18 protein-coding genes and 1 pseudogene are annotated in these 20,234 nt (G+C 55.5%); 3 read left to right on the plus strand and 16 right to left on the minus strand.

Features of this window, described 5'->3' with window-relative positions; all coding sequences use genetic code 11:
- Positions 1–326: 326 nt before the first annotated feature.
- Together PG5_RS16140 and PG5_RS16145 are read right to left on the minus strand one after the other, a co-directional pair.
- Positions 327–1,061: a hypothetical protein gene (locus PG5_RS16140; RefSeq protein WP_042955442.1), complete on the minus strand. Its 735-nt coding sequence runs from the start codon at positions 1,059–1,061 to the stop codon at positions 327–329.
- The gene (locus PG5_RS16145) at positions 1,051–2,679 is read right to left on the minus strand and encodes an RNA-directed DNA polymerase (protein WP_020798181.1); all 1,629 of its coding nucleotides are present in this window, start codon (positions 2,677–2,679) and stop codon (positions 1,051–1,053) included. The genes PG5_RS16140 and PG5_RS16145 overlap by 11 nt, the downstream gene beginning before the upstream one ends.
- A 327-nt stretch (positions 2,680–3,006) precedes the next feature.
- Here PG5_RS16145 and PG5_RS16150 point away from each other — a divergent pair, with 327 nt between their 5' ends.
- Complete coding sequence (locus PG5_RS16150) at positions 3,007–3,723, plus strand: hypothetical protein (RefSeq protein ID WP_141195464.1); 717 nt, start codon at positions 3,007–3,009, stop codon at positions 3,721–3,723.
- A 159-nt stretch (positions 3,724–3,882) separates the two neighbouring features.
- On the opposite strand, the pseudogene PG5_RS33565 reads toward PG5_RS16150, so the two are convergent.
- From PG5_RS33565 to PG5_RS16165, 3 genes and pseudogenes are all read right to left on the minus strand, one after another.
- Positions 3,883–4,893 (minus strand): annotated as a pseudogene (locus tag PG5_RS33565) (inositol monophosphatase).
- Positions 4,894–5,094: 201 nt separating this feature from the next.
- Positions 5,095–6,480, minus strand: a complete 1,386-nt coding sequence (locus PG5_RS16160) for a DEAD/DEAH box helicase (RefSeq protein WP_020798184.1) — start codon at positions 6,478–6,480, stop codon at positions 5,095–5,097.
- Positions 6,477–7,058, minus strand: coding sequence for a hypothetical protein (locus PG5_RS16165; protein ID WP_020798185.1), 582 nt, complete (start codon positions 7,056–7,058; stop codon positions 6,477–6,479). Before PG5_RS16165 ends, PG5_RS16160 begins: the two co-directional genes overlap by 4 nt.
- Before the next feature lie 111 nt (positions 7,059–7,169).
- Between PG5_RS16165 and PG5_RS16170 the strand changes: the two genes are divergently transcribed.
- Complete coding sequence (locus PG5_RS16170) at positions 7,170–7,424, plus strand: helix-turn-helix domain-containing protein (protein WP_020798186.1); 255 nt, start codon at positions 7,170–7,172, stop codon at positions 7,422–7,424.
- Between the two features lie 199 nt (positions 7,425–7,623).
- On the plus strand, positions 7,624–8,073 hold the full coding sequence (locus tag PG5_RS16175) for an antitoxin Xre/MbcA/ParS toxin-binding domain-containing protein (protein WP_020798187.1): 450 nt from the start codon (positions 7,624–7,626) through the stop codon (positions 8,071–8,073).
- A gap of 687 nt (positions 8,074–8,760) precedes the next feature.
- On the opposite strand, the gene PG5_RS16180 is transcribed toward PG5_RS16175, so the two are convergent.
- From PG5_RS16180 to PG5_RS16230, 11 genes are all read right to left on the minus strand, one after another.
- Positions 8,761–9,954, minus strand: coding sequence for an MFS transporter (locus tag PG5_RS16180; protein WP_020798188.1), 1,194 nt, complete (start codon positions 9,952–9,954; stop codon positions 8,761–8,763).
- The gene (locus PG5_RS16185) at positions 9,954–10,694 is read right to left on the minus strand and encodes an alpha/beta fold hydrolase (RefSeq protein ID WP_020798189.1); all 741 of its coding nucleotides are present in this window, start codon (positions 10,692–10,694) and stop codon (positions 9,954–9,956) included. Before PG5_RS16185 ends, PG5_RS16180 begins: the two co-directional genes overlap by 1 nt.
- A gap of 42 nt (positions 10,695–10,736) precedes the next feature.
- Positions 10,737–11,594: a cache domain-containing protein gene (locus PG5_RS16190; RefSeq protein WP_020798190.1), complete on the minus strand. Its 858-nt coding sequence runs from the start codon at positions 11,592–11,594 to the stop codon at positions 10,737–10,739.
- Positions 11,591–12,472 (minus strand): pantoate--beta-alanine ligase, encoded by an 882-nt coding sequence (gene panC, locus PG5_RS16195; protein WP_020798191.1) that lies wholly within the window; start codon positions 12,470–12,472, stop codon positions 11,591–11,593. Before panC ends, PG5_RS16190 begins: the two co-directional genes overlap by 4 nt.
- 4 nt (positions 12,473–12,476) lie before the next feature.
- A complete protein-coding gene (locus tag PG5_RS16200) occupies positions 12,477–13,028 on the minus strand; it encodes a glutathione peroxidase (protein ID WP_020798192.1) in 552 nt (183 codons plus the stop codon).
- A gap of 24 nt (positions 13,029–13,052) precedes the next feature.
- Positions 13,053–14,177: an acyl-CoA dehydrogenase family protein gene (locus PG5_RS16205; RefSeq protein WP_020798193.1), complete on the minus strand. Its 1,125-nt coding sequence runs from the start codon at positions 14,175–14,177 to the stop codon at positions 13,053–13,055.
- Between the two features lie 42 nt (positions 14,178–14,219).
- Positions 14,220–15,020 carry a crotonase/enoyl-CoA hydratase family protein gene (locus tag PG5_RS16210; RefSeq protein WP_020798194.1) on the minus strand — a complete coding sequence of 267 codons (801 nt, stop codon included), beginning with the start codon at positions 15,018–15,020 and terminating at the stop codon, positions 14,220–14,222.
- Positions 15,017–16,090, minus strand: a complete 1,074-nt coding sequence (locus PG5_RS16215; RefSeq protein WP_020798195.1) for an acyl-CoA dehydrogenase family protein — start codon at positions 16,088–16,090, stop codon at positions 15,017–15,019. Before PG5_RS16215 ends, PG5_RS16210 begins: the two co-directional genes overlap by 4 nt.
- Positions 16,090–17,238 (minus strand): acyl-CoA dehydrogenase family protein, encoded by a 1,149-nt coding sequence (locus tag PG5_RS16220; protein ID WP_020798196.1) that lies wholly within the window; start codon positions 17,236–17,238, stop codon positions 16,090–16,092. The genes PG5_RS16215 and PG5_RS16220 overlap by 1 nt, the downstream gene beginning before the upstream one ends.
- A 111-nt stretch (positions 17,239–17,349) precedes the next feature.
- Positions 17,350–18,657 (minus strand): amidohydrolase family protein, encoded by a 1,308-nt coding sequence (locus PG5_RS16225; RefSeq protein ID WP_020798197.1) that lies wholly within the window; start codon positions 18,655–18,657, stop codon positions 17,350–17,352.
- A gap of 201 nt (positions 18,658–18,858) precedes the next feature.
- Complete coding sequence (locus PG5_RS16230; RefSeq protein ID WP_020798198.1) at positions 18,859–20,136, minus strand: cytochrome P450; 1,278 nt, start codon at positions 20,134–20,136, stop codon at positions 18,859–18,861.
- Between the last annotated feature and the right edge of the window lie 98 nt (positions 20,137–20,234).

Consider the following 20,234-nt stretch of genomic DNA (forward strand, 5'->3'; position numbering starts at 1 on the left):
CATCCCTGACGATCTTTCGATCAAGGTGGAAGCGCGGTCTGGCTGGTCCATTCGCGATTTTCGTGAGTATTTTGGCTGTTTCCCATACCCTGCATTGATCACCATTCGCTGGTATGAAGAACTGGAGTGCATCAATAGGCCAGCTTCTTCCAGATAGTTAAGTCGCTTACAGCTAGTCCAGCTGATAGTCCGCCGAGTATGTCGAGCGACGAGACGCAAGTAGAGCCGACTGCCAGCTGGATTGTAAACAGCTCCCCGCTCTTGCGGGAATATAACCATCGGGATGGGTTGTGTTTGTCGCGTAGGTCAATGAAGGGCCAGAAGAACTAGAATTTTTGGATTTCAGTAAGAGTCGCAGCAAAAGCCTGGAGAGTCTCTACCTTGCTTTTGCCGCCGCCGGTGAGGTGAATGAACTCATCAAAGTCGATGTTTACGAGCTTGCCTGTTCTCGGATTCATCAAGACGCAAGACCTCCACTCATCATTGCCAGTCTCTACAGCCGCCGCATAGCTCAACAACCAGTACATTGCCACTTGCCTATAATCGGCAGCGGAGAAGTTACCGGCTGTGCATTTCACCTCGATTAGCTTTGACCCGGCAAAAAAATCGCCGGTTCCTGAGGCGATCCAACGAAAGCCGGGTATCACCGGTGCCGCACCATAAGCCGCGCTACAATCAGTAGCTACCTGCTTGACCATAGTCACAAGGTTGTCCGCTACGCGCAGGGCGATACGTTGATCATTCTCAGAGATTTCCGATGGGCTGATTGCATCGAAGAACCTGCTTTGCCTATCTGTAGCGGTGGCAACGCATTCTCCCCACGTCGGATTGTTACCAAGGACGAGCTGCTCACCTACGGCAAAGGCTAGCTCGAATAGCAGAGATTTTTGCAGTTTACTTGCTTGAATCGCTTCTACTGGCACGATGACCACCGCACAACCGACAGCCGATTTGTTATAAAGCGAAACGATGCCAGGCGTTAGTCCTGGGAAAATAGCATTCAGTATGCCGGGAATATTTCGAGCTATCGTTCTCGGATCACGCCCAGCTCTATTTGTCATCACACCAACTCCGATAGAGACCGGCGAAGGTCGGGCGATCCTGACGCTCTATTCCTAGCCTCCATGATTGCTCTAGGCTTGGGCCCATCTGACGGCGTAGACCATCCCCTTGGTCTCCAAAGGACTCGGCCGCGAGCCATGTCAATCGCTGACATTCCGCGTTGATTTCGCTCCATCGGCTTGAGACAGAGCTGAAACCGGACCTGTCTTTCCATAGACGCCAGCAGTCTATGCATGCCCTTTTGACTGTGTGGGACGAGTTAGATTTATAGGTTCTTTGGACAAAAGCAGCTCTGAGCGGCGTTTGCGAGAACTTCAGCACCCGAAGGTAGTGTAACAAGCTGGCTTCAGCTTGCAGTAAATGCTCAGAATGGAAAGCCACTCTATCTATCACCGCGTCTAGATCGGAGTGGATTTCTTCATATCCCGCCCCCGCTCTGAGGTTAGCCACACCTCGCATGATGGTTGACCACGAAGCGCGAAAGGCATGCAGGTTATTCGGTTCCAGCAGTGTAGACGCGAGTTGCAGGGCAACGATTGGGCTGTGGAATGTCAGTGTCCTACCTATCTGGGTAATCAAGAAATTATCCGGAAGCGACTTTTGCAATTCGCTGCCGAGCAATTTCTGGACGTCTAGATTTTCGACAGTCATTTTCAGTGACTCATAATCCCCTTCTGGGTTATCAGAGTAAGGATCATAATGTAGGTCGACATGTCTCAAAATTCCTGCATTGGTATCGTCACCACCAAGTTGAGTAGTAACGTATTCCTCATAATGCTTAGCCGTCATCATGATAGTTTTCGATTTATTTAGCGTGATCCCATAGTCTGCGAGAGCGTGTGATAGAAATGCTAACCCTGCGTAAGCGTCGGAATTCGAATCTGCAATGAGCACGTAATCGTCGACATATCGGTACCACCGTAAGCCATCATGTGTCATTTGATGGTCGACAGAGTTCAAAAACAGCTCTGCCAGAATCCGCGAGCACTGTCCTCCAACAGGTAGTCCGAAAGAACGTCCAGCTGAAAATTTTGTTAACAATGCGGTGATTTGGTTACCTACCCTGCCATCTGAGAACAGGTCATCGATTAGGTTTTCTAAGTAATGATGCGAGATGTGTTCGTAAAAGCTCGAAATGTCCGTTTGGATGACTACTGTCCCTTTGGGAGCGCGTGCAGCCTCTTTCGCCGTAGCCTCTCTGAACACTCTCCAGGATGAGCCTCGATCGAATAGCTCAGATCCGCCCTCCGTCTGGAACCTGTATGAGAAGGTTCGCTGATCACGTCTTGGCTCTAACTGATCGGCGATAGCTACACCCAATCCGTTGAAATAAATGCTCCAAAACGGGTGGAGCTTTGTAGTCACCCTGAATCCTGATGCACCTGTTGCGACCAAAAGGCGCTCGCTAAATACGGTTAATGCTGCAATTTTTTTTTTGCTATTGGATTCACTGTCTTTACGCAGCTCCTCCGAAAAAGCGAAAGCGACCTCTGCTAGCTCATTTTGCCTAGCTGAAACGAAATTCGTGTCGACATCGAAAGGGAGCGTGTCGTTGTCACCGTGCGCTCCGATATCAGCTGCCGCGCGCAGAAAATGCTCAAGTGTAACTTCAGTCATGTCCTTTCCCGGGCTGAAGACCTCTATTCGCCGGGCTCAGTGCACCGACAATCCTCTCACCCACCGATCATCTCAGCACGCCCGGTGCATGTCGATAGACGCTTAGTAAAGTAACCGGCTGAGCATACACATCGAATCGTCCGGGATTGTGCCTAGGCCGGCAGCTGCAGCGGCAAGACTTTCATGCGAGCCAACTGGAGCGTGAACTTCTCCTTCTTGGGGGAAACGAAGATCTTTCGACCCACAACTGCCTGTGAGCAGCGACAGAAACGGGCCCAGAGTGTGTAAAAACACAACTACGCTCAAAAGCCCTGTATCGAATTTCCTTTGACGCCTTCGAAAGAGGGCCCTCATGCCAAGTCGCCCAAGAACCGCAACCCTAGTCGGGATGGTTTCAGCTTTCCGCGTTTGATCACCGGTGCTCACCATGCAGAGTGGAATCTCAAGTCCTGCTGGATTCTGTCAGCGACATTGGCCCGGGCACCTGCCAGCGGCTTTGCTGCCTCCTCTGCCGTACTGGCGCTCCGCCAACTGGAGGCTGCATTGTTCATGATCGGTTATGACCTGCCTCGTGACGGGAGCAATGCTCAGGCTAAATTGACCACACCCCCGATGCCTGGTGACGCTTGGACCGAGTGCTACACCGCTGCAAGAGGCAATAAGTTCCACTACCAGATTGACGACGGCGCAATACGGCTCCATGAAGGCCGCCGCTACCCGATCGAGGTCATCAACAAGATGTTGAATATTCTTTGGGAAGTATCGGACAGCACGACATTCCCATTAGCCAACAGCGCAACGAAGATCCGTGCCGGCGAAAGCGCGTTTGGTATCGGCAAAGCCTACTACGAGGCGACCGACAAGAAGGGTAAGCCGCCTGACGCCAGCGCGCTTGCAGCCCTACTTCAAGATATTGGTGCACTACGCTTCACACCGGGCCGTCGTGACGCGTGGTCAATCAATACTGAAGTGTTCCCCCGCGAAGGGATGATTGACGTCACTGCACTCATCACCCGCGAAATCGAGCTGCTCGAACACCTGTAGCCAATCACTTGAACCGGAGCGTGCATCGCGCTCGCTCCGAGATTCTTATCCCTTCAATTTGTAAAGGAAGCCGCCATGTCAGCCAGATAATGATATGGAGATTTGGATAACGCGGATTGTTTGTTGGCTACTGCGACAGACTAATTTTCCAGGAAAAAATTATTTATCGGTGAAAATTCGATCCCAATCTCGAGCAGCCAATGTTCGGCACACAGCTTCCAATCCACCAAAACAGCGTCGTGATACTATTTGCATATTGTCCTGCGTTACGTACCGTATTGATTCGCCATTTTCATTGAGCAGAACGCCGCCCGCCCCCTTAAGCAACGCATGACCCGCGACAACATCATGCGCAGATACCTGGCATACAGAAACACCGCACACGCCATCGCCAGCGGCTACTTTTGCAAGCCTGTAGGCAATCGAGGGCATGCAGACAAAACTGCTTGGAGCGCAAAGCTGGTGATTTATTTCTGCCTTATTTACGGCAGCTGAACTGAGCATCACGCGACAATCGCTCGACCAAATCATGCCCGGAAGCTTGGGGGCTACGGATTTCCCATTGCGTAGCAAATTGGACAATCCTTCAGCCCAAGCGATGCAATCTGGAAACCCTTCGAGCGTTACGGGTGCGTAGACCACACCTAAGATTGGTGTGTGTTTGTATAGAAGGCCGACTGATATAGCTGAGCCTTTCAGCCCTCTCAGAAAATCGTTTGTGCCATCATTGGGGTCAACTACCCAACACCATGAATCTCCTGTCAGGTGTCAGGGTATGGCCGGTCTCCTCCCCCCAATAGTCGCAGAAAAACAGGTCAAGCAACCGCTGACGTAGAAGCTGTTCAATTTCGACATCAACGACTGCCTTGTCCCCCTGCCCCCTTGGCCCGTCTTCTCGTTGCCATTCTGTTACGAGGGTTGGCCTGCCTTGCAAACTATGTTGATGACGGAGGTAAGCAGCTCTGGCAGTTCTGGGCTTTTTGTGTGGTGCTCGAATGACGCCCCAGCGAGCCTGCCTAGCGGCTCGTGCGCTGAACCCAAATGCAGCGCGGCATCAAGAAAACGATTTGACGCTTTTTCGGACCTCGCGGAGATTGACCGCTGAGCCTCCGTTTTAAATTGAAACTTCATGGCCCATTTCGATGTTTTCGCTTTGCGTTTACCTTTCATTACCCCCCCACGCTCTTGATGAGCAAAATGGTTCGCTGTCGCGCCGATCACGATCAACGACCTCCCTCCTCTATCAGTGCTAAAGAAGGGTGGCAGCCGACCGAGCTCAGCGGAGAGATAGATCACAAGTTCCAACATAGGTGGACCCCCAGGCCACGCTGAACCAGCACTGATATGGTCTCTTAATGGACAAAATACACATCAGAAAACGGCCAACAGTTGCTGGCGATAATTCTTCGAAAAGCTTATTTGATAAGTCGATGTAGGGGACAAATCGACCTCCGATAGAAATTTCTGCGCTGTAGCAGTAGGCGTAGAGCTGCCTGGGTCTCCACTGAGAGTGTTCACGGAACAATCCAACTCACCTTCGATTGCACAAGCCTGGGGTGCAGGCGCACCTAAAGCGCACACAACAGCCAGATCTTCCGGCAAATCATCTGCGATACGCTGAGAGAATCGCTTCAGTGTCGGCTCCGCCAGGACGAATAACCAAGCTTGATCATCAATCTCGCCCATACGTCGAAGGATTCTTCCCAGCACCTGACGATAATGCAGTTCAGTACGGATTCGACTGAGGTAGCAGCAAACTTGAAGCCGAGGAATATCGGTCCCCTCACTGATCATTCCCACTGCAACAATCCAACGGCAGTCGCTATTTTTGAACCCATTGATTACCTGTTGCGCATCCGGGGTTCTGGTTGTCACGACTTGGAAGCTTTCGCCCTTGTCCTTCAGCGCCATGGCGACTTGTTGAGCATGCTTGATATTCGTGGCAACTACCAAGCCCGCGGCATTCGGTTTAAGCATCCGCACTTCATCAAGTTTCTTGCTCCCCAGGTCAAGCAACTGGAGAAGCGCGTCCTTATGACAAATCAGATCCTCGTATGAGACCGGAGACTCACGCAGCAGCTTAGCGATGCTGGGAAAAAGCTTGATCGTACTCTCGTTTGCAGAATCTTCTTTGAGCCTCAGCATCTGGTTATCTAACAGAACAATGCGAGGTGACCGACAAACCCCGTCGGAAATGGCGTCTTTAAGGCCGTAGCGATAGTCGCAAATCAATCGGCCTTCCGGGTTGGAGTAACGAGCCAGAGCAATGCCTCTGTCATCGGAGCGCCAGGGTGTACCCGATAGAGCCAAGGTAAAAGCGGCACGGTCCTGCATCTTCAAAAGAATTTGTTGTCCCCAGGCATTGCTTAAAAGCGGATCGTGTCCTGAGCAGTGATGGATTTCGTCGAATATTGCAAACACGCGATAGTCATCGAAAAGCCTCCAGAAAGCCTCATCCTGGTGCTCCATGGCTTGATAGGTACTTGCGGTTCCAATGGCACCGATCAGTCCATCCAAACGCCTCCCCAATACTGTAGAGAACGTAGTGCGAAAGCCTTCGACGACTTGGCACGAGGGAGCAAAACACAGCACGAGATCGATCTTGCCCTGCTCCAACAAACGCCGAGCAAGCTCTGCGGCCATCCGAGTCTTCCCCGCCCCCGGGGTGGCTTGACAGAAGAAGTGCGGCGTTGAGGTGTAGTGTTCCAACGCGATCTCAATGCATTGACTCTGCCATTTTCTCGGCAATGCTTTCATCGTGCGGACGTGACTGTCTTGAGCGTCTTTTCGACCGCCCGGAGATGCCCTAGAAGACGAGAGCTTCGGTCTCGAGCCTCCAAATACTCGCCTTCGACTTGGTCTTTCAGATGCGGCATTTCCTCGAGCAGCTGCTTATACCGCTCCGCCTCTCCCATCGAAGAAAGGAAGTCGAGGCGAATTTCTTTGAGTATGGACTCCAAGTGCTCGATCACATCTGGGCCTGACTGCTCTGGGTCCATGCTTTGTAAGGGCTGATGTAACGGTTTATTTGTCGGCTTAGCACTGCTCTCGTACCCATTATCGACGAGCTCTACCTGCAAGTTCGCCGGAATTCCGTGCCAGTGATAGATCTGACCTCGCTTTTGTCGTTTTTCATCCTGAATGACCCATCCACTACGCAGCATGCGTCGGATCTGCTCATAGACATATCGACGCAAGTCGCTGCTGTTAAAAGTCATACCCGTCAGGTGAGTAGCGTACGCGTCACGCAGCTCCTGGGTCGTAAATTGGCGTAGATGCTCCTGCTGAAACAGGTCGTAAAGCCGCCTGTCGAGGATAAATGAATCGGGTTTCATGCAGGCACCTGGAAGGGAAATTCGCGGAACGATCAAAATGCGGATTATAATCCGTGGTTGATTCATCCGCAAACGCACGATAGTGCCGCCTCAGTGGGAACCGAGGCGGTTATGCATCAGCTTGCAAAGGCATTGGGCGAAAGAATACGGACACAACGGAAGGCCAAAGGATTTTCACAAGATGCCTTGGCGCTTTCCTGCAGTGTCGATCGTAGCTATATGGGGCGTATTGAACGCGGTGAAGTCAACATCACCGTGGAAAAGCTATATCGCATAGCCACCGTATTGGAATGCGAGCCGCAATTTCTCTTGCCTGAGGCGCTGTCTCTCCACGAATTGGCTTCTGATTTGGCGGCAAGCGACTGAGCCAACAAGCATGCGTCGACATGAATTTAGCTATCCCTATCGTTTTTTCCCCGACCGAACGCTCTAGTGATTGGGCGCTTCCCTGCCTCCTCCAGTTCTAAATGAACCATGCGGCAGCGGCCGTTAAAATTTGCGCGCTTTCATGCGATACGGATGTGCCAGATACTAAGTGGCAAAGATCCAACCATGAAGGTGCGCCATGCTTGCCGAAGTGCTGAACGAGAATTCTTATCGTGACTTCCGGGACCGGTTGTCAGATTTTCTCAATGTCCCCATCGACGCTTCAGACTCGGACATCCATGAGATGATCAATGCCGGCTTTTCAGCAGATCGGATCAACATTTTTTGCGAGCAGGGCAAAATCCCCCCGCAACAACGCGACCAGATCATCCCTTACAAGACACTCAGCTCTAGGTTGACGCTCGGGCAGAGACTCACGGTGGATGAGAGTGAGCGCTTATTTCGACATGCCTACATCGCCGCTATGGCAGAAGTACTTTTTGGTAGAAGAGAGAAAGCCAGTTCGTGGCTCTCGAAGCCTAAGGATCATTTTTCCGGGAAAAGTCCAATAGCAATGCTCTCAACCAAACAAGGCACTCACCAGGTTGAGCAATTACTAATACAGGTTGCTGAAGGGTACGCATTTTGATCGCTGGGCACGTCGGTGCAACGCAGAATTGAGAGATTCTTCCTCCAGCTAAACCGACTGGGAACAGACGGCGGCTTCGCCACACCGAAGACCGCCACGATCCGTGCCACCGCAGTGTCAGTGCTCATGTTCATGCGCTCGACATCGAGGTGAATGGAGTCGATGCGGATCTTTGCGTCATTCCACGAACGAATCGGGCACAGTCATCAGGATCGGAGAAAGGCCATTTCACGACTATCATTCCGTCTGCGCAAGGCAACCCGATGCTGACGGACTGCTAGTTCTGAATGTTTGGCCCTAGCTTCACCGACAAGAAAGCAGGCAAGTCACTGAGGTGTCGATCACCGTAAAGCGACAACCAATTTCGCACGAAGTTGGCATTAAAAGCACTCCACTTCAACAATAATAAAGGGCAATTCATGAGCATCGTATGGGATACAGTTCGCCCCTCGTGAGCCCCTCACCGCCCAGTCAACGTCCATCGCGAAAGCTGGACCACTCCAGATGACCTCGTGTCGATTTTCGGAATCGGGAACGGAATGCCGCCGTAACAACCCTCCAGCGGCAAGCGATTACTAGTTGGTCTTGCAAGTGGTCACGTTGGTAACCGTTTTTTGATAGCCGCTGTCGGGTATAGCCGCTGTGCCATGGGGCGGACATCCGTAGCAACAGCACCTCTTATCGCTCCTACCTTTTATTCCTACACAAATAGAGCACCGCAACAAACCCACCCATCGACATCAACGCAGCACAGAGAAATATCGCCGCATAGCCTAGGCCAGAAGCAACCAGGCCCATCACCGGGCCGGCCAGCCCCACTGCGATATCAAAGAATAAAGAAAGTGCACTGAGCGCCGAATTACGGTTGGCCGCCGGAGTGCTGGACAGTGTTTCCACCCCTAATCCCGGATAGACCCATGACACCCCTATCCCGGTCAGCGCACCGCCAGCAATTGCCAGTGCGGGAGATGGCGCCAGCCATATCAGCAGCATTCCCAAGGTCTGTACAAGCAGGCAGCCGCCCACCACCTTGTAGCCCCTGTATCGCTGCAGTATTCCGGGCGACGACAAGCGGGCAACGATAAAACCAGCACCGAACCCACTCAAACAGTAGGCGGCGTTGTCCCACCCGTTGCTGTCGAAGTACAGTGCGACGAATGCCGTCAGGCCGCCAAACCCTACTGAACTGCACACAAGGACCAGGCCATTGGGCATGACCGCGAAAAGAACTCGATAAAATGCCAATCGGGCGCCTGAAATCAAGGGCGCCGGGCGCTTGCCCAGCGCCAAAAGCAGGAACATCAGGCCAAGCAATACGGTGCACAGTCCGACACTGGCAATACCTAACGAATTACGCAGCAGCACGCCCAGCGGCGCTCCGACTGCCGCACCACCATAAGCCGCTATTCCGTTCCACGACATGACCTGTGCTGCCCGAGGCGCACCACATAATCCAATGGCCCAGGTGCAACAAGGCGTGGAGATCATGGCCGTGGACGCCCCCAACACCAGCCTGCCCAGCAGTATGAGCGTCAGGGTCAACCAGGGTTGGGTGTGCAAGATGAGCGCAAGTGCGGTCAGGATGCCGCTCAACATCAAGCCGCTGAGCCCACACACCACCGCGTATTTGGCGCCCAGGCGATCAGCCACGCCACCGGCCAACGGGCGAGCCAGGAGCGTCGCCAGGTACTGCGAGCTGATCACCACGCCGGCAAAAATCGAGGTCAGGCCCAGGTCATTGAGGACATAGCCCGGCAACACCGCAAGTGGCAAGCCACTGCAGACGTACGAGATGAAGTTGAAGCAGATAATGGACAGGATCAACCAGTGGCTGCCGATAGCCTTGCCATTACTACGGCTTAAAACACCGATGTCGCCCATCACCCATGCCGCTCCAGGCCCCATACGACATCCGCAAGCAACTGCGGGTGTGATACGAACGGCTCATGCGCTGTATCGATCTCGACAACCACCTCTGCGTCGGCACGTTGCGCAAACCGCCGCTGCCAGTCGACGGGCAGGATGTTGTCGCGCAGGGTGATGATGTAACTCGCCGCAATGATGCCCGGATATCCCACGCGGCTGATGGCGTCTGTCGCCACACAGAGTGGCGTCGTGTCCTGGCTCGCTTCACTTAACAACCAACCCAGGGTTTGCTCACTCAAATCTTGCCCGAACATCGCCACGGCCAGCGCCTGAGGGGTGGTTTGCGCAGGATCCAGCGGCCAGCCAACATGGTCCGGACTTTCGCCATGCAGCCTGGTGCCAAGCAGCTGCAGAATTGATTGGCCTTCACTGGGCAATGCGCAAGCCAGGTACACCAACTGCGAATACAGTTGGGGAGCGGCCAGTACCATCATCGGCAGCAGGGCTCCCGCGATGGAATGCCCAAGCAGGACGGCCTGGTTCACGCCGAGTGCACGCAGGTCCTCATTAAGCTCCTCGACCACATCATCGAGCCGCAGGGACACAACATCCCGCCCGCGCTTGGTGCCGCACCCTGGCATATCTAGGGTAATCACTCGCTCGAAGCATCCGGGCTGCTGGTTTAATACTTCAATAAAGGGCCCCCAACACCAGGAGCCGTGGTTGCCGCCATGCAGCAATACCAAATCAGTCATGCGCACGCTCCTGAGAGTGGGTACCAGTCGTACCTGTCTTGATCACTTGACTGCATAGCAACCCACGGCGACGACGAACCCGTTTACCCGCTGCAGAAAAGTTCTCTTGTATTCGTTTTGCCCGGTAATCGGGTTACGCCACAGATAAGCGATCTCACCTGTTTCATGGCCGCTCATCTGTTTGAGGATGTCCTCGCCAATCGGCTTGCCATCGACTGAGCGCAATGACTTGAAGTCGGTGCCGATCAGCCGGGACGAAAAACCGTGAGCGACAAACCGCTTGGTCTTGAGATCCACCACAAAGGCATACAGATCATCCTCGGTGAACTGTTTATCGTGCTGGTTAATGAGCCCGAAGGTGGTTTTCGCGTCGTTGGCAACTTGTCGCGAAATCTGCCCAAGCAGCTGTTGGGCCTGTTCGGGGGAGGACCGTGGCATGTAGTAACCCACGACGATCAACCGATCCTTGACGCGCTGATAGAACACGCGTTTGCGCTCGACCTTGGCGTGTTGCCAGTTCCACCAGCGGTATTCGGCGCTACGCACAATGCCATCGTCAGGCTGTGCAATGGCATGCTCGAATGCCTCCTTGAGATCGACATCCAGGACACTTAACACCGGCTTGCCGACCAGCGAAGCGGAAGGCCCGCCGCTGGCGAGCATCACACCGGAGGTATCGACCACGTAGATGTACAGTTCACCATCGATAAAGGCCCCCTGCCGACTGAACTCGGCCAACGCCGAGTCACCCTTGGCTTTGTACTCGTCAACAGCTTTTACCAACAAGGCATTTGCGCGTTGGGTGTCAGCACTGTAAGCGTCGACCGCTGCTTGCTGAGCAAAGCCGACGAGGGAGAAAAAACACAGGCACAACGCAGCGATCGCTCGATAATGACTCATGGTTGTGCCTCTGGTGAAGTTTCCGATGCCCGAAGGTCCACTGTCAGATTGTCAATGAGCCGTGTTTTGCCAATGCGCGCCGCCACCAGAATCACAAAGTGAGTATCGGTGCTTTTCAGTGGTGTCAGATCCTGGGCATTCCTGATTTCAAAGTATTCCAGCTGAAAACCGGCGTCACTGATACGTTGATGACATTCAATCAACTGGCGCTCAGCCACCCGCCTCTCGAGCTGGATACTCGCCGCCATTTGCTTCAAACAAGCGTAGAGGACGGGGGCTACCGAGCGCTCATGCTCGGTCAGATAGTCGTTGCGCGAGGATAATGCCAAGCCGTCCGAGGCTCGGATCGTCGGTGCACCGACAACGTCAGTCACCATGTTGAGATCCCTGACCATCGAGCGCACGATTGCCAGCTGCTGATAATCCTTTTCCCCGAAAACCGCCACGTCTGGCTGGGCAATGTTTAGCAGCTTGGCGACTACAGTGGCCATGCCGTCAAAGTGACCAGGGCGTGCCGCACCGCAAAGACCTTCAGAAACGTTCGGCACACTGACGATGGCCTGATTGAGCATTCCATCCGGATAGATCTGTTCGACAGCGGGGGCAAACAGCACATCACACCCGGCATTGACCAGTCTTTCGCGATCAGCGTCGGGCGTGCGGGGATAGTTGGCCAGGTCTTCATTGGCCCCGAACTGGAGTGGATTGACGAAGATGCTGGCGACGACGAAGTCCGCTCGTTGCTTTGCGCAATGAATCAGGGCTATATGACCGTCATGCAAATTGCCCATGGTCGGCACCAGTGCGACTTTCTTGTTCTCACCCCGGGCGCGGGCCACGAGCGCACGCAGCGCGCCAACCGTATCGACTGTCTGCACCGCGTTACGCCTCTTTAGCCAGTTGCGCCTCGATTGCCTCAATCAACCGCGGATCATCCGCTGCAACGTCCGGAGCGAAACGAGCGACGACCGCACCCTGGCGATCGATCAGAAACTTCTCGAAGTTCCAGAGCACGTCCGTCGTGTTGGCGGACTCGATCCCGTAACCCAGCAGACGCTCGCGCATTGGACCTTCGCCTGTGGACTCGGGTTGCGCGGCTGTCAGTTCGGCGTAGAGAGGATGCTGCTCGGTGCCAACAACCGAGATTTTCGAGAACAGGGGAAAGTGAACGCCATAGTTCACTGAGCAGAACTCAGCGATTTCCGCGTCGCTATAGGGCTCCTGTTCCCTGAAATCGTTGGCAGGGAAACCCAGCACTTCCAGCCCTTGTGAATGCTTGCTCTGGTAGAGCTTTTCCAGACCTTCGTATTGCGGGGTCAGGCCACATTTAGAAGCCACGTTGACCACCAGCAGGACTTTGCCCCGATAATCGCCAAGGCGGCTGGCACTGCCATCGATCTGCTTCAGCGAAATATCATAAAGAGAGTTACTCATTTGTCTGCCTCATGCAGGTTGGCTTCAAAGGGTACGGCCGATGATTTCTTTCATGATCTCCGAGGTGCCGCCATAGATACGGGCCACTCGCGCGTCGACCCAGGCGCGGCTGATCTTGTATTCGCTCATGAAGCCGTAGCCGCCATGCAATTGCAGGAACTCGTCGAGCAGCTTGCCCTGCATTTCCGATCCCAGCAGCTTGGCCATCGCTGCGATTTCGGGCGTCAACTCGCCGCGCATCACCTTGGCCAGGCAGTCGTCGACGAACACCCGCAACATAGTGGCTTGGGCCTTGGCTTCGGCAAGCTTGAAGCGGGTGTTCTGGAAGTCGAGAACCGGTTTGCCAAAGACTTTGCGTTCACGGGTGTAGCCGATGGTTTCTTCCAGCAGCGTGTCGATCGATTGGGCGGCACGGATAGCAATGATCAAGCGTTCCCAGGCCAATTGGTGAGTCAGGTATTTGAACCCCATCCCCTCCTCCCCCAATCGATTGCCAACCGGCACCCTTACCTCATCGAAAAACAGCTCGGCAGTGTCCTGCCCTTTCAGACCGATCTTTTCCAGCAGACGACCCTTGCCAAAACCCGCACGACTTTCTTCGACGCAGATCAAGGTCAGCTCTTTGGCAGCAGGATCAATCTTGGTGGCGGTCACCACCAGGCCGGCATTGCCGCCGTTGGTGATGAAGGTCTTCTGGCCGTTGACGATGTAGTCATCACCGTCGCGGCGCGCCGAAGTGCGCATGGATCGCAGGTCGCTGCCGATGCCTGGTTCGCTCATGGCGATCACGCCAATCAACTCACCGCTGACCATGCGCGGCAGCCATTGCTGCTTCTGCTCTTCGCTGCCATAGGCAACGATGTAAGGGGTGACGATTTCCGAGTGAGTGGTAAAACCCACCGCGGTGGCATTGGCTCGCGCCAGTTCTTCGATCATCACCGCAGAATGACCGAAGTCGCCTCCCGGGCCGCCGTATTCTTCGGGCACCGTGGAGCACAGCAAGCCGTTCTCGCCGGCCTTGAGCCAGACTTCCTTGGGCACGATGCCGTTCTTTTCCCACTCATGCAGGTAGGGCACGATTTCGCGATCGACGAAACGGCGGGCCTGATCACGGAACATATTGTGGTCTTCTCGAAATACGCCACGCATCTTGCTTACTCCAGATCGATTCTTGTTGTTGGCAATGAGTAATCAGCGGTCCCGGTATTGCGGCTCGCGCTTATCGACAAAAGCGGCCACCGCTTCCTGATGGTCTTCGGTGTGATGGGCGAGTGCCTGGTATGCGGCAGACAACTCCAGTAGCGAGTCGAGACGCATATGTTGGCCTTCGCGCAGCAGGCGCTTGCACAGCCGCAACGCATGGCCCGGGTTGCTGGCGATCCGCCGCGCCAAGGCTTGCGCTTCCGACTGCAGGGTTTCATGGGTGCAGACCTGCTCTACCAGGCCCCATTCCAGCGCTTTTGCAGCATCGATAGCGTCACCGGTAAACGCCATCAGGCTGGCTTTCGGGATGCCGATGATGCGCGGCAACAGCCAGGCGCCGCCGTCACCCGGAACAATGCCCAGGCGCACAAAACTCTCGGCGAAGATCGCCTTGGGTGCCGCCAGCCGGATGTCGCACATGCACGCCAGATCCAGGCCCGCACCAATCGCTGGGCCGTTGACCGCGGCGATCACCGGGATATCCAACTCGTAGATCGCCAGGGGAATACGTTGAATGCCATCACGGTAGGTGTTGCGCAGCTCATAAGGCGAGCCAGCGAAGATGCCGCCACGCTCATGCATGTCCTTGACGTTGCCACCGGCACAAAAGGCGCTGCCATTACCGGTGAGCACCATGACCCGCACCGTTGGGTCGCGACGTAATTGGGCACAGAGGTCGACAAACTCCTGAATTTGCTCGGGCGTCGTCAACGCGTTGCGGGTTTCGGGATGGTTCATGCGCACAGTGACGACACCGCCATCGCGCTCTATCTGAAGAAACGGGCTCATACCGGATCACTCACAAGTCGGGTTAATGAATGTTGGCCATGACCTGTCAGTAACGGCCAGTACCCTTCGCTTCCACCCTGGCAGACCCGGACGCCCAGGCGTTGGCTCCAAAGGCTGGCCGATCCGAATTCGCTGCGCCACGCCCACAACCGCCGGGTGAGCAAATGCAGGGGATATTCCTCGGTAAAGCCAATGGCACCATGCACCGAATGGGCAAAGCCGGCGCCAACACTGGCCGCTTCTGCCGTGCTGATTTTTGCGGCCGCAATGGTCAACGTGGCGAGTCCACAACGCGATTCCACGAAGGCAGCCTCGGCGGCAATCCCGGCGGCGGCGGCTTGTTCCGCGAATACCGCCAGTTGCTGTTGAATGGCCTGGAACGAGCCGATGGCCTTGCCGAATTGTTTGCGTTCCCCGGCATAGTTGGCAGTCATGTCCAATAGCGCATGCAATGCCCCGGCAGTCTGCGCCGCGCGCAGCATCGCGCCGCCCAATTCCAGGACATTGGCGTCGAACCCGTTGGGCAGCGGCGCTTGCGCCAGTACCTGGGCGCTGTTGAAACCCAGGTCATCACGCGGTTCGCCAGCCACATTCAGACTGAGCGTGAGTTCACTGGCAGCGCTACGCGATAGCAAAACCACATGCGGAACCCCCGTTGAGCTGTTGGCAATCGCGACAACCTCTTCGACATTACGCCCCCAAGGTACCGAATAGGCGGTGCCATTAACGCGCTCGCCATCGAGCACCAGATTGGCATTGGCAGCCATGCTCAGCGCACCAGCCCTCCCCTCCAGGCCTGACTTGCTCAGCAGCCAGTTGGCCAGCAAGGCCTCACCTATTGGGGCCGGAACGGAAAAGCGTCCGGCGGCACGCACCAGCACATACATATCAGACCAACTGGCTTCGGCTCCGCCCAGCGCTTCGCTGACACCCGCCAAAGAGAAGCCCGACTCATCCAGCGCGGCCCATAAATCCGCCGGCCATTCCCCGCCTTCACACCTCATCACATAAGCGGGCGTCGCCAAATCGGCGAACAGGCGTTCAATCGTCGTTTCAAATATCTCGCGCATTATCGCAACCCCAGGCCGCGGGCAATGATGCCGCGCAGAATTTCACGAGTGCCCCCGCGCAGTGAGAACGAGGGCGCCATCTGAGTCAGGTAGGCGAGTACCCGGGCATGTTCGCTGCCGCCGTCTTGCCGTGGCTCGGTTTCCAGCAGCAGCTGGGCAACCTCGGGGATTTCCTGTTCAAAGGCATTGCCGAGGTCTTTCACGCAGGAAGCCGCCCAGGCTGGGTGCTCACCCGCTGCCAGCTGTGCCGTAACCGACAATGACATGTTGCGCAGGGTCAGCAGCTTGGCCGAAAGACGCCCGATTTCTCGCGCCTGTAACGCGTTGGGGGTCTTGCCCAGCGCATCGATCAGGGTTTTCAGCAGCGCCATGCAGCTGAGGAACCGTTCAGGGCCGCTACGCTCGAAGGCCAGTTCGGCGGTCACTTGATCCCAGCCTTTGCCTTCAGTACCGATCAAGGCATCAGCCGGCAACCGCACATTGTCGAAAAACACTTCGTTGAAATGCTCGCCACCGGCCAGGTCTCGAATGGGTCGGATGGTGATGCCGGGCAGGCTCAGGTCGACAATGAATTGCGACATGCCCTCGTGACGGGCCTCCTGTTTTTCACCGGTACGCACCAGGGCAATCATGTACTGCGAATGATGGGCGTTGGTGGTCCAGACCTTCTGGCCATTGACCAGCCAGCTATCGCCCTCACGGACGGCGGTACTCTTGATCGAAGCCAGGTCGGAGCCTGAGTTGGGCTCGCTCATGCCAATGCAGAAGTAGCTTTCACCCCGGCAAATGGCTGGCAGGTAATACTGTTTTTGTTGCTCGGTACCGAAGCGATTGATCAGCGGACCGCTTTGGCGGTCGGCGATCCAGTGGGCCGATACCGGTGCACCGGCAGCCAGCAACTCTTCGATAATCACATATCGGGCAAAGGGCCCCGCCTCGGCGCCACCATAAGCCTTGGGCAAGGCCATGCCGACCCAGCCCCGGGACCCAAGCTTCTTGCTGAACTCGGCGCTGAAGCCCATCCAGGATTGAGCACTCAAGGTCGGCGGGTAATCGGCCAGCGTGTCATGGATGAACGCCCGCACTTCTGCACGAAGCGCTTCAGCCTCGGGGGGGATGTTGCTGTAGGTAAATTGACTGATGGCCATATGCGCTCTCTAACGCTGAACACAGGCGCAATCGCCTCGAACGAAGCGACCACAGAACGGCAACCGCTCCTGCAGTCGCCGATGGCCGGCGACTGCAGGAACAGCGGCAACTTACAACGCGGTTTGCGCGTCAGCCTGGGCGAACATCGCATTGATGTCGCCGGAGGTAACCGGCTTGTTGTCGTGGCGACCATGATCGGCACCACCCAGGCCCAGGGCCGGCTCGATGCTGACGTGGGTAGCCTGGGCCCGCAGCGCGCCGACTGTGCAGTTTTCTCGACCGTGAATGGAGAACGGATCGAAGGAGAATTCACGCATCGCGTTCAAGTGAGTGACCTTGTCGATCATCTCTTTTGGCAGGTGCTGCAACCCTTCCCACGCTGTTTCCGGCGAGTTTGGCCAAGTGCAGTCAGAATGCGGGTAGTCGCTTTCCCAGGTGACCATGTCGGCGTTCAAGTAGTCGAGGTTCTTCAGGCCGAAGTTGTCTTCGATAAAGCAGGTGATGAAGTGCTTGTTGAAGATGTCACTTGGCATCTTCCCGCCGAAGTTGGAGTTGGTCCACGCGTTGTGATGACGGTGGGTGAAGTCCGCGCGCTCCAACAGGTAAGGAATCCAGCCGATGCCGCCTTCGGAAAGCGCCATGCGCAGGTCCGGGAACTTCTTCCACATCGGTGCCCAGATCCAGTCCGCCGCGGAGTTGGCGATGGAAATCGGCATGGAGGTAATCCAGGCGTCGATTGGCGACATATCCGATGCGTGTTGGGCTTTCACACCGGTACCGATATGACAGCAGATAACCACTTTATTGTCGCTGCAGGCCTTCCACAGTGGATCCCAGTAATCGCTATGGATCGACGGGTAACCGTGAATCGCCGGGTTATCCGACAGCGACAGCGCGTGCACGCCCTGTTTCGCCAGACGCGCCACTTCGGCAGCGGCGGCTTTCATGTCCCACCACGGCACGATCATCAGCGGAATGAAGCGGCCAGGCGCTGCGTTGCACCAGTCGTGCAAATGCCAGTCGTTGTAGGCCTGGATGGCTGCCATCGACACATCGCGGTCAGCGTGGACCTGGAAGCGTTGCCCGGCAAAGCCCGGGAAGGTTGGAAAGCACAATGAACCGAGCACGCCGTTGGCGTTCATGTCGTCGACACGGTCCTTGATGTTCCAGGTACCACGGCGCATTTGGTCGTAGCCCAACGGCTCCATGCCGTATTCCTCTTTCGGTCGACCGACCACGGAGTTGAGGCCCATGTAGCCAGTGGCCTGCTCCTCGAAGACCCACACGTCACGATCGCCTTTCTTGACCACATGAGGTTCACGCCCCTTGAAGCGCGCAGGCATGTGGCGAGCAAAAGCATTCGGTGGCTCGATCGCGTGGTCATCGACACTGACGAGAATCAGATCTTCAACTTTCATTGTTTTCCCCTTCGCATTCGGGCTTGTTGTTGTGCCTGAATCATAGTGCACATCTCGACTTAATTAAACACATTTTTTGAATGTGTTCATATTAATTCCGTTGCGCGGGAAAACCCTTGAGGCAGAATGCGTTGAACCGCGGCAGGCGCAAGACCTGTCGCGGTTCAACCAGACGATTTACAAGAGGGTTATGGACGCCGTTCAGTCCCATAACACATGCAGGTAATGCGGACCGCGCAGCTGTGCACCGACGATCTGGGGCCCCGGCTTGTCTGGGTCAAGGCGGATATTGGGCATCAAGTCGAGGATCGCATTCAGTGCGCAATTGATCTCGGTCTTGGCAACGAATTGACCGATACACATGTGTGGGCCGAAGCCGAAGCCAAACGAAGGTTTTGGTTTGCGGTCGATGTCAAATTTATCGGCGTTTTCGAACGCGTCTTCATCGCGGTTGGCGGAGGTAACGATACATTGCACCATTGCCCCTTTGGGGATCGGCACACCGCGAATCTCCAGATCCTTGGCGGCCTGGCGCACCTTGAAGGTGGCCACGGGCTCAAAACGCACCGCTTCATCAATGGCCTTGTTTACAAGGCTACGATCATTGCGCACCCGCTCCAGCACATCCGGATTTTGCAAAAGCAATGTCATCAAGGTTCCGAAGGTGCGGGTCGTGGTTTCGCTGGCAGCCGGGAGCAGTGAGCGCACGAAGGTGGTGATCTCATGATCGTCCAGGGAACGTCCCTGGTACTCGACGCCGATCAGCCGGCTGATCAAATCATCCCCCGATGCACCCGCAGCCCGACGCTCCGCCACCACCACTTTCACTACGTCATACAGCGCTTGCGCGGCGTCCATGGCTGCGCCACGGGCGGCGGCGGCCTTCTGCGGGTCGACTTGCGGACCGGCCAGGATTGCCAATGCCCAGGCGGCGTATTGCTCGATTTGCTCAGGGCGATCCTCAGGAAAGCCGATCAAGGAGTAAATCACCCGGATCGGGAAATACAGGGCGAAGTCCATCAGGTCGGCGCCCTTGTTCGCCACCATCGGCTTGATGTATTCCTCGCGAATCACGCGGTCGATCCTGGTTTCTTTCCAGCGATTGACCGTCTCCGGCATGAATACCGGTTGCAGCAGATTACGCATGCTCTTGTGAGCATCACCATCCATTGCCGTGAGGATCAGGCCATCGAAAAACGCCCCCAGCCCTTCGGCGATAAAACCACTGGTAAAAGTACCGGCGTCACGCATGACGGCCATGACATCGTCGTATTTGAACAGGGTAAAGGTTGGTCGATTGGCATCCAGGCCGGCAATCGATGGCACGCCCAGACGGGCCATGAAGTTGTCCTGGAGCACAGGCGAATTGGCGCGCATCTCGCTGTAGGTCGCGTGAAGATCGATATCACTGGTGCCGCGATAATTGCTAGCGACGTCGGTAAATACCTTGGTCAGGTCGCTCTGTACCGGTGTGGACATGATCGTCTCCGTTGTTATTGTCATTATTTTTTGAGTCAGCCTGCAGAAGGCTATACCTTTCGGCTAATAATAGGCCTGAGCAGGACAGTATTAGACAC

This window comes from Pseudomonas sp. G5(2012) (genome assembly GCF_000408945.1).
GTDB classification, from domain to species: Bacteria; Pseudomonadota; Gammaproteobacteria; order Pseudomonadales; family Pseudomonadaceae; genus Aquipseudomonas; species Aquipseudomonas umsongensis.